Annotated in this window: 9 protein-coding genes and 2 pseudogenes (1 of these 11 cut by a window edge); 1 reads left to right on the forward strand and 10 read right to left on the reverse strand. The window is 50.8% G+C overall.

Annotated elements, in window-relative coordinates; translation table 11 throughout:
- Positions 1–652: pseudogene (locus H5U36_02505) on the forward strand (3-isopropylmalate dehydrogenase) (it extends 419 nt beyond the left edge of the window).
- A gap of 4 nt (positions 653–656) precedes the next feature.
- Here the strand turns inward: H5U36_02505 and H5U36_02510 are convergent.
- From H5U36_02510 to H5U36_02555, 10 genes and pseudogenes are all read right to left on the reverse strand, one after another.
- Positions 657–1,481 carry a hypothetical protein gene (locus H5U36_02510; GenBank protein MBC7217047.1) on the reverse strand — a complete coding sequence of 275 codons (825 nt, stop codon included), beginning with the start codon at positions 1,479–1,481 and terminating at the stop codon, positions 657–659.
- Positions 1,478–2,015: pseudogene (locus H5U36_02515) on the reverse strand (hypothetical protein). The gene H5U36_02510 and the pseudogene H5U36_02515 overlap by 4 nt, the downstream one beginning before the upstream one ends.
- Positions 2,012–2,587 (reverse strand): RNA polymerase sigma factor, encoded by a 576-nt coding sequence (locus H5U36_02520; GenBank protein ID MBC7217048.1) that lies wholly within the window; start codon positions 2,585–2,587, stop codon positions 2,012–2,014. Before H5U36_02520 ends, H5U36_02515 begins: the two are co-directional and overlap by 4 nt.
- Positions 2,588–2,592: 5 nt before the next feature.
- Positions 2,593–3,744: a tetratricopeptide repeat protein gene (locus tag H5U36_02525; protein MBC7217049.1), complete on the reverse strand. Its 1,152-nt coding sequence runs from the start codon at positions 3,742–3,744 to the stop codon at positions 2,593–2,595.
- Positions 3,745–3,779: 35 nt separating this feature from the next.
- On the reverse strand, positions 3,780–4,451 hold the full coding sequence (locus H5U36_02530; GenBank protein ID MBC7217050.1) for a tetratricopeptide repeat protein: 672 nt from the start codon (positions 4,449–4,451) through the stop codon (positions 3,780–3,782).
- Entirely contained in the window at positions 4,442–5,527 is a 1,086-nt protein-coding gene (locus H5U36_02535; protein ID MBC7217051.1) for an LptF/LptG family permease, read from the reverse strand. Before H5U36_02535 ends, H5U36_02530 begins: the two co-directional genes overlap by 10 nt.
- A 39-nt stretch (positions 5,528–5,566) precedes the next feature.
- Positions 5,567–5,989 carry a PspC domain-containing protein gene (locus tag H5U36_02540; protein MBC7217052.1) on the reverse strand — a complete coding sequence of 141 codons (423 nt, stop codon included), beginning with the start codon at positions 5,987–5,989 and terminating at the stop codon, positions 5,567–5,569.
- A gap of 317 nt (positions 5,990–6,306) precedes the next feature.
- Complete coding sequence (locus H5U36_02545; GenBank protein MBC7217053.1) at positions 6,307–7,203, reverse strand: nucleoside hydrolase; 897 nt, start codon at positions 7,201–7,203, stop codon at positions 6,307–6,309.
- A 36-nt stretch (positions 7,204–7,239) separates the two neighbouring features.
- Entirely contained in the window at positions 7,240–7,956 is a 717-nt protein-coding gene (locus H5U36_02550) for a carbohydrate ABC transporter permease (GenBank protein MBC7217054.1), read from the reverse strand.
- Between the two features lie 136 nt (positions 7,957–8,092).
- Positions 8,093–8,444 (reverse strand): sugar ABC transporter permease (locus tag H5U36_02555; GenBank protein MBC7217055.1); only part of this gene is annotated, 352 nt, incomplete at its 5' end.

The following is an 8,444-nucleotide window of genomic DNA, read 5'->3' on the forward strand; positions in this document are numbered from 1 at the left end:
CTATGTCGGAGCGGGAGGATTCCTCCGAAAAGGAACCCCGGACGAAGTTGCCATACAGGTCTCCATTAACACAAGAAAAGGAATAGAGCGGTGCATCCGCTTTGCCTTCGAGTACGCAAGGAAGCGGAACAAGAAGAAAAAGGTGACCCTCTGTGGGAAAACCAATGTCCTGACCTACGCTTTTGATCTCTGGGAACGGGTTTTCTACGAGGTTGCCCGGGAGTACCCGGACATTCAAACCGACTATGCCCATGTCGATGCCACCACAATGTGGATGGTGAAAAACCCCGAATGGTTCGACGTCATCGTCACGGACAACATGTTCGGGGACATCATTACCGACCTTGGCGCCATGATTCAAGGTGGCATGGGTATTGCAGCAGGAGGGAATATTAATCCTCAGGGAGTCTCGATGTTCGAGCCCATTGGTGGTTCGGCACCGAAGTACACGGGAATGAACGTCATCAACCCTCTGGCGGCGATTCTTGCAATGCAGATGCTCCTTGACACCATTGGAGAACACGAAGCAGCCTCAAGAGTGGAAAACGCCGTTATTCAGGCGCTTCAGAGTGGCAAAATCAAAAGCATGAGCGCAGGGAAAATGGGACTCACAACCCAAGAGGTTGGAGATCTCGTGGCTTCCCTGGTGTAGGGTATCATTCAAGAGGCATTCCGCCTTCCTGTGTCGGCGGATGGGCCGAAGAGGGTTGATGCTCAAGAGGCGTCCCACCCTCTTCCATTGGTGTCCCTCCTGAAGAAATCCCAGGCGGTGGAGCAACCACGCCCTGTCCGGAACGAAGAGCAGGGCGTGGTTTATTGGCAGCAATAAAGTTCTGGAGCTCTACTTCCACAAGGGCGAAATTTTCGTGTTTCTCTAAAGCGTCCTGAAGGCAACTTGCAACTCTATCCACCTCTATACCCTCCCGGCGAGCTCTCTCAAGAAGCTCGGCAACTTTTCGAACCTCCCGCACCCCGAGATCCCGCTTGAGAACCCCCTCAAGTACCGCACTCGCCTTATCCGGTGGAACACCCACTTCAAGGAACATCGCCACGGTGTCCACGAAGCGTTCAGCAACTTTCGGATTCGAAGCCACTCTCCCAAGAATTTCCCGGAGCACCTGGGGCGGTACGGAGAGCTCAAGGGACATTGCCAGGTCTTCAAGAAGTGTTTCCTTTTCTCGAATTCCCGTCTCTTCGAGGAGTTTTTTTGCCTCCTGGAGGGCTTCTTTACGTTTCCTCAGGGCTTCGACGAGACTCTCCGGAGGAACGCCTTTTGCGATGCCCTCCCGAAGCTTCTTGAGGAGGAGTTTGTCGGGAATACCCGAAGCCTCGGAGAAAATCTTGGAGGCTTCCTGAAGGAGGTATGCCTTACTCTCCTCAGGGTACGGAGAACGCTCAATGAGGCGGGAAACCTCATCCGAAGCCCAAAGAACCGAGGGAAGGAGAAAGAGAACAAGAAAGGCAAGAAAAATCCGCTTCACTCTGTATCGCCATCGACAACGAGAATTGAATTCACCCCGCCAAATCCATCGGCCACAGCCCGGGGAGAGAAGGGATCAGGCAACCACTTCCCATCAACAACAAAGCCGTACTCGTACTTCCCGGGACGAAGACGCAGGGTAAGGGCGTAGCAGTTCTCATCAACCCGCTCCATAGGGATAGTTTCCCAGTCGGAGAAGTCTCCTGCCACCGCAACGGTTTTGGGATTCCGAACGGTGCTGCAGAAAACGAGTTTTACAGTACGGTATCCGAAAAGTTCAAGGCGTGGTGTAAGGGGGAGATTCGTCGTGAGCATAAGGACAAAAAGTACTGCCGCCCCCAAGGCTACAACCCATCGCTTGTAACGCCGGTACGAAGGGCGCTGCCTTTCCCGGATTCGGGCCATGACCGCCGGGGCAAAGGATTGCGGTACTGCAACTTTTGGTAGTCGCTCAAGGTAACAATCGAGTTTGTCCTTACGCTCCACTTCTCTCCACCTACCTGTATATACGCTGAGGAGAAATCCGAAGTTTCACGAAAAATCCCTCCCCAGAATTTCCCGAAGCTTTGCTTTTGCCCGATGGAGGTACGTTTTCACCGTACCAACCGGAACATCGAGAATCCGAGCGATTTCCTCGTAGGGGAGTTCTTCAACGTATCGGAGAACAATGACCTCTCGAAACTTCAGAGGGAGCTTTCCTACTGCCTGAGCCACTTCCTCAAGGAGTTCCTCCTCAAGGACTCCTTCTTCGGGATCTTTCCCAGAGGGCAAAAAGTCCCCCAGCTCATCCTCTTCTTCCTCGCCCACCGGGGTATTAAGGGAGAAAAAGGAGCGGATTTTCTGTCTTCGGAAGTAATCGAGGCAGACGTTGCGGGCAATGCGGTACATCCAGGTGGAGAACTCAAAAGAGTCCTTGTACGTTTTGAGGGCAAAGAAAGCTTTCACAAAGGCTTCCTGGGTGAGATCTTCGGCGTCCTGACGCTGCCGTACCATTCCGTAGACGTAGTTGAAAATGGGCTTCTCGTACCGAGCAACAAGGATGGCAAAGAGATCCTCGTTGCCGTTCAGGATTTCCTGAACGATTTCCTTATCGCTTTGCTCCCACATAGGGTTCACAGAACGTACTGCCGCAACCAGTCAATCCGGAACTGGACATTCTTAATGAGGGATGAGCCATCGGCCCACTTTGCCCCGGGATACTTTCGGATGATCTCAAGGTACGTGTTGTACGCCTCCACGTAGCGACCGAGCTTCTCAAGGCAGAGACCTTTATGGAAGAGGGCTGCCGGAGCAATGAGGATACCGTTGTACCACTGACCATTAGGGTAGAGACGAACGCAATCCTCAAAGGCCTGAAGGGCCTCGGCAAAACGTTGCGCCTTGTAGAACGCTGCTCCCGCAAAGTACTGGGCGTCATCGGAAAGGTCTGTATTCGGGTACTGAGCTACGTACTCCAAGAATTTTGCTGCCGCACGGTTGTAGAATTCCATCCGGTAAAGGCAATGGGCCATGGAGTACAGCGCTTTCTGGGCCACCTCGCCTCCGAACTCCTGCGCTTTCTCGTACGCCGAGAGGGCATCCCGGAAGGCCCCAAGGATGTAGTAACAATCCCCCATTTCGTACCAGGCGTTCCCCACGAACTCACTCTCCGGGTAGGCATCGATGAGCTTCTGGTACTCGAGAATAGCTCGGGCGTAATCTCGAAGACCCTCGCCGAAAGACTTCGCGAGCAGGTACTGGGCGTCATCGGCAAAGGGTTCGTTTGGGAACTGCACAACCTCTCCCAAAACCGGAATCGCCTCCTGGTACTTCTTGAGGAAAAAGAGCGAGGCTCCTTTCAGGAACGCAACCGAAGCGTAATAGCTACTTTGGGGATAGGAGAGGAGGAAATCCTCAGCCTCCTGAATGACCCGTTCGTAGAAACCGAGCCCATAGAGAGTAAAAAGGTACTCCTTCAGATTCTCTTCGGTACGTTCCGGAAGAACTACCCTCCCTTCAGCATTGATGGAACGGGTCTCCTTTTCGACTACTTCCGCCTGAACCACGACTCCAGTGTACTCAGGATGGGAGAAAAAGATGTAGTGCTTTCCTGAGGGTAAGTCCTCAAGGAGGAATCGACCATCGCTATCCGTCAGAGTGCTCTTCCCCCCTCCTTCCACAAGTACCCCGCTCACCGGTCCTCTTACATCCCATACCTCTCCTGTGAGATTGCCCCTTCCTCCGGTTCCGAAACACCCACCTATCCAGAACCCAAAAAGTGTCATTAAAAGAGCAAAGGAAAGAACTCTCTTTCGCACATCTACCCCTTCCTCTCAATCTTTTTGAGCAACCTCTCCACTTCCTTCATACGGCTAAAGTTCTGAGGAGCGTGATCTTGGAGGAAGCGGAGTTCCTCCACCGCCTCCCTGTACTTCCCCTGGGACTCAAGGACTACCGCAAGCCAGTAGCGCACTTCAAAATCCATAGGGTGCTCTGCAAGGATTCCCCGAAACACTTCCTCTGCTTCTTCTCCTCTTCCCATTTTATACAATACGTACCCGAGATGGAGAAGGTAAAAGGAATTTTTCGGGGAATATTCGAGGGCTTTCTCGAAGCACTCTTTCGCCCTCTCCCACTCTTTGAAGAACCCGGTACTGCTCCGAAGCTCAAAGATGTACCCAAGCCGGAACCAGCTCATATGGTCCTCAGGATGCTCCCTGAGGTACGATTCGAATTCGGGAATGGCACGCTCTGAGAGCTCAAAAGCCCTGCGGTATTTCCCCCGATCGAGGAGGATGAACCCTGCCTCCCAGAAGGCATCGAGAACCCGTTCACCCTGAGCAATACAGTCCTCAAAGAGCTGAAGCGCCTCCTCCCAGTTCCCAGAGTTTTTTGCCGCCAGGGCCCTGTCGAAGAGGCTCTCTCCCGCCCAGGACAAATTTGCAAAGAGAAGGAGAGCAACCACAAAGAGGAAAACCCTTTTCACCGCCAATCCACCACCGCATAGAGAAAAGCCCCAAGGCCTCCGAAGAGGAAATTCGGCATCCAGGCAGCAAGCCAGGGAGCAAGTACATCCCCCCGACCGAGGGAGCGGAAAATGGAAAGGAGCATGTAGTACACGAAGGCAAGAATAACCGTCACGATGACTCCCAAGGCCTTGGTGTCCCTTGTCTTCTGCACGCCAAGAGGCATCCCCATGAGCATGAAGACTACCGCTGAGAAGGGCAGAGAGAACTTGAAGTGGTACGCCACCTCGAACTTCTGGGTTTCACTTCCAGCCTCTTTGAGGATGGCAATCTGCTTTCGCAGCTCCCTCGAGGACATTTCCTCAGGACTCCGCTGCTTCTCAAAGAACTCCTGGAGCTCTTCTTTCATATCGATTCGCATCGTCTCAAATTCCACTTCCTCCTCAAGGTATCCATCTTCCCCATAGCGATGGAGCACCCCCTTCTCAAGAATCCACTGGTCCTCCACCCAGCGGGCTTTCTCGCTCACGATGACGTCCGGAAACTTCCGGCCTTTCCCAAGCTCGTAAATGATGACGTTCTTCATCTCCCAGGTCGTGGCATCGAGCTCGTTCACGTAGAAGTACCGATTCTCCGCATCCCGAAAGAAAACGTTCTGCTGGATTTTGGGAGGCGCTTTCTTGTACACGTAGTAGCGCACCAGGCTCTGGGCCTTGTGGTTCGTCTCGGGAACCACAAGGTCGTTGAGGAGAAAGGACCCAAAGGCGACAAGAAAGGAAAAGAGGATGTAGGGGAAAAGGAAACGTCGAATGCTCACCCCACTTGCCTCAATGGCCACAAGCTCACTATCCCGACAGAGCCTCCCGAGATTGAGCTCTGCGGCAAGAAGTCCTGAGATGGGAAAGGTCATGACCATCTGCGCCGGGATGTAGAGGAGGAGAATTTCAAGGGTGATGAGGAAAGGAACTTTCTGATTTACAAAGAAATCCATGAGCTCAAAGAGGGTCTGCACAAGCATGACAATGGTGACTGCTCCGACCCAGGTGAACATGCCTGCGGCTGTTTCCCGGGCCACATAGCGGTCAAGGATTCTCACGAACAAAGGTATCCACCTTTCCTCCTTGTATTGTACCAGCTCTCTCTATTTCCTCACAAGGAGAAGAACCCCACCCGCAATGAGGAGTATAGGCAAGAAAGCATTGCGGACCCATGGAGTCCAGGGACCCCAAAGAGGAACCACGTACTGGGAAAGCCACAGGGCTCCAATGATGACTAAAAACCAGGCAAGGATATGTTGCCGACCTGCCTCCTGCCAGGGCTTTCTCTCCCCAGAAGATGAGGCTTCCTGCGACTCTGGTCTTTCTTCCGGAATCTCCTCTTTTGGTCCTTCAGGAATGAGAATCCAAGCAATGATGTACGCAAGGATGGCTCCTCCACCAACAAGGATGAGAAGTACCGCTACAATACGCACCAAGGCCGGATCAAGACCAAAGTACTCGGCAATGCCACCGCAGACTCCCCCAAGAATCCGCTCTTTTCGCGAACGATAGAGTCGTTTCTCCATATCTTCCTCCTTGCGCGAGTTGGTACAAGGATACCCCAGAGGGGGGATTTTTGCAAATGCTGCGCCTAAAGGATTGGGTTAAAGAACTTCTTACACAGACTCAAAAGCTCGCAAACTAAGAGGACTAAGAGCCCGACTAACTGAATCTTTGTGAGGGCTGAATAGAGATGTTCAGAAGTTGCAAAGAAAGGCTTTAGAAACATCTGGGGCACCGGACCAATCTGCATAGTGCCCCTTCAAAACTACTCAGCAGTCTTTAAGGAACGTGCACTTTTTCAGAACAAACTCCGTTTGCAAAGAAAAACTGGCCATACCCCTTAACAAGGGGCCAATATCCTCTCCAAGAAAAACCTCACAAATCTCTCACTTTCGACATCCACACAGACATTCACAGATCCTTCACCGCTGAATCCTTGAAAAGGATTCTCTGTTACCACCGTGACCCCTCGAGTCAACTCTCCTCTTGTTTCCACTTTGATGTTCATTTTTTTCATTTTCACAAATGACGGGTCTATAAGAACTGCCACAGCCAGAGGATCGTGGAGTATCGGATACCTGTTCTCGTCCCCCTCTTGCCATATTTTGATTACTTCAGATAGGAAGCGCATTCTCTCGTCACCGGATTCGAAGATCCTATTGAGTGCAGCCTTGTTAAGCCTACACTGCAGGGTGACATCTAAACCTACCATTGTTATAGGTATTCCAGAATCAAAAACTATCCTTGCTGCTTCAGGATCGCAGTAGATGTTCCATTCTGGGAATGCCTGAGAGTACATGCCACCCATCATACATATTCGGGTTCTTTCCTTCAACCTGGGCTCTTTGGTCAAAGCAATTGCCACATTGGTCAGGGGGCCTATGGTGATAAGGGTTATCTGGTCGCTGGAGTTCATTACTCTGTCCACGATAAAATCGACTGCACCAATTTCCTCGTCAATCGGGATTTCCTCCTTGACTGCTCTCGTCTGGGGAGGGATAAGCGTCCGATCCCAATCGTTGATCAAGGGTTTTTCAATTCCTTTGACTACAGGAATATCCGGTCTGCCGAAAACCTGCACCAGCTTCTTAGCCAGTTTTGCCCTCAAGGTAGTATTTCTGAAAACGGTTGTAATACCAACGATTTCAAGCTCGGGTGAGCACAAAGCCAGGGCTATAGCCAGGGCATCGTCGACATCATCGCCTATGTCGGTATCTATGATCACCTTAGTCTTCATCGGTATAAACCTCCTCTCTGTTAACTAAATTATTACCTACTCCTTTAAACCGCTCAAAGTTATAGCTCTCACATAGTAACTTTGGAGCGGAAATATGAGGGCGAGTGGTACTACAGCACCTATCACCACACCAGCGAATATTTGATTCCAGTAGGCAAGATATTGAGTTCTCATATAGGCCAGGGCAACCTGAATGACTCTCAAATTTTTCTCGTGAATGGCTATCAGTGGCCACATGAAAGCCTCCCACTGGAAGATGAAAAGAAGCAAACCAGCACTCACCAGAGCAGGCTTTGACAGAGGCAGAACTATCTTCCAGTAAATCTTTATCCAGCTGGCTCCATCGATGAAGGCAGCTTCCAAAAGCTCATTGGGTATACCGGCGAAAAACTGACGGAAGAGAAAGATAACAAGCCCATTTGCTAATCCTGGAAGAATCAGTGCATACAGGGTATTCAGTATTCTAAGCTTTTCAGATACCAAATAGAGCGGGATGGCAATTGCCTCAAAGGGAACCATAAAGGAAATTAAAACCAGCACAAAGAGAAGGTTCTTGAGAGGAAAATCTATCTTGGCAAAGGCAAAGGCTGCTAAGGAACAAACCAGTATGCCCAGCGCCAAAGTCGATAAACCGACGATGACAGTAGTAACGATCGACCGACCAAATCCAGCCTTAAACAAAGCTGAATAAGCCTCCAAGGTAAACGGTACCGGTAGAAAAGCTCTTAACTTGAAACTGGTGACGTCTTTCATAACCGACTCCAAGGGCTTAAACGAGGAGGAAAAAGCCCAAACAAGGGGCAACAGAGAGAAACAAGTGAAGATAAGCAACACAAAGTACAAAATAACCCTTTGCAGAACACTCTTTGTCAGCCTATTCACCATGGACCTAATCCCCCGTCCCCAACAGCTTGAATTGGATGCCTATTATCACCAAAAGAAGAGCTAAAATAAACGTGACTACGGTCAGGGCAGAATTCATATCCGAGTACACAAAGGCTCTGCTGTAAGCCTCATGCATCAAAACATTTGTGGACATTTGTGGACCTCCTCTTGTCAGAGTAAAAATGGGTACGAAGAGTAGGAAATTTGCGGTCGTATCGGCTACGGTTACAAACAGAAGAACCCTTTTTAAGAGGGGCAGGGTTATTTTCCAAAAACACTGCCAGCTGTTAGCTCCATCTATGAGTGCTGCCTCGTAGAGATGCTGCGGGATTTCCTGTAACCCTGCTAGGAAAATG

The organism is Candidatus Caldatribacterium sp. (genome assembly GCA_014359405.1).
Lineage (GTDB): Bacteria > Atribacterota > Atribacteria > Atribacterales > Caldatribacteriaceae > Caldatribacterium > Caldatribacterium oleiphilum.

Excerpts from the sequence above, each read along its gene's own strand:
- H5U36_02520 (MBC7217048.1), bottom strand. The coding sequence starts at position 2,587 with ATGTGGGAGCAAAGCGATAAGGAAATCGTTCAGGAAATCCTGAACGGC.
- H5U36_02525 (MBC7217049.1), bottom strand. The coding sequence starts at position 3,744 with ATGACACTTTTTGGGTTCTGGATAGGTGGGTGTTTCGGAACCGGAGGA.
- H5U36_02540 (MBC7217052.1), bottom strand. The coding sequence starts at position 5,989 with ATGGAGAAACGACTCTATCGTTCGCGAAAAGAGCGGATTCTTGGGGGA.
- H5U36_02550 (MBC7217054.1), bottom strand. The coding sequence starts at position 7,956 with ATGAAAGACGTCACCAGTTTCAAGTTAAGAGCTTTTCTACCGGTACCG.
- H5U36_02545 (MBC7217053.1), bottom strand. The coding sequence starts at position 7,203 with ATGAAGACTAAGGTGATCATAGATACCGACATAGGCGATGATGTCGAC.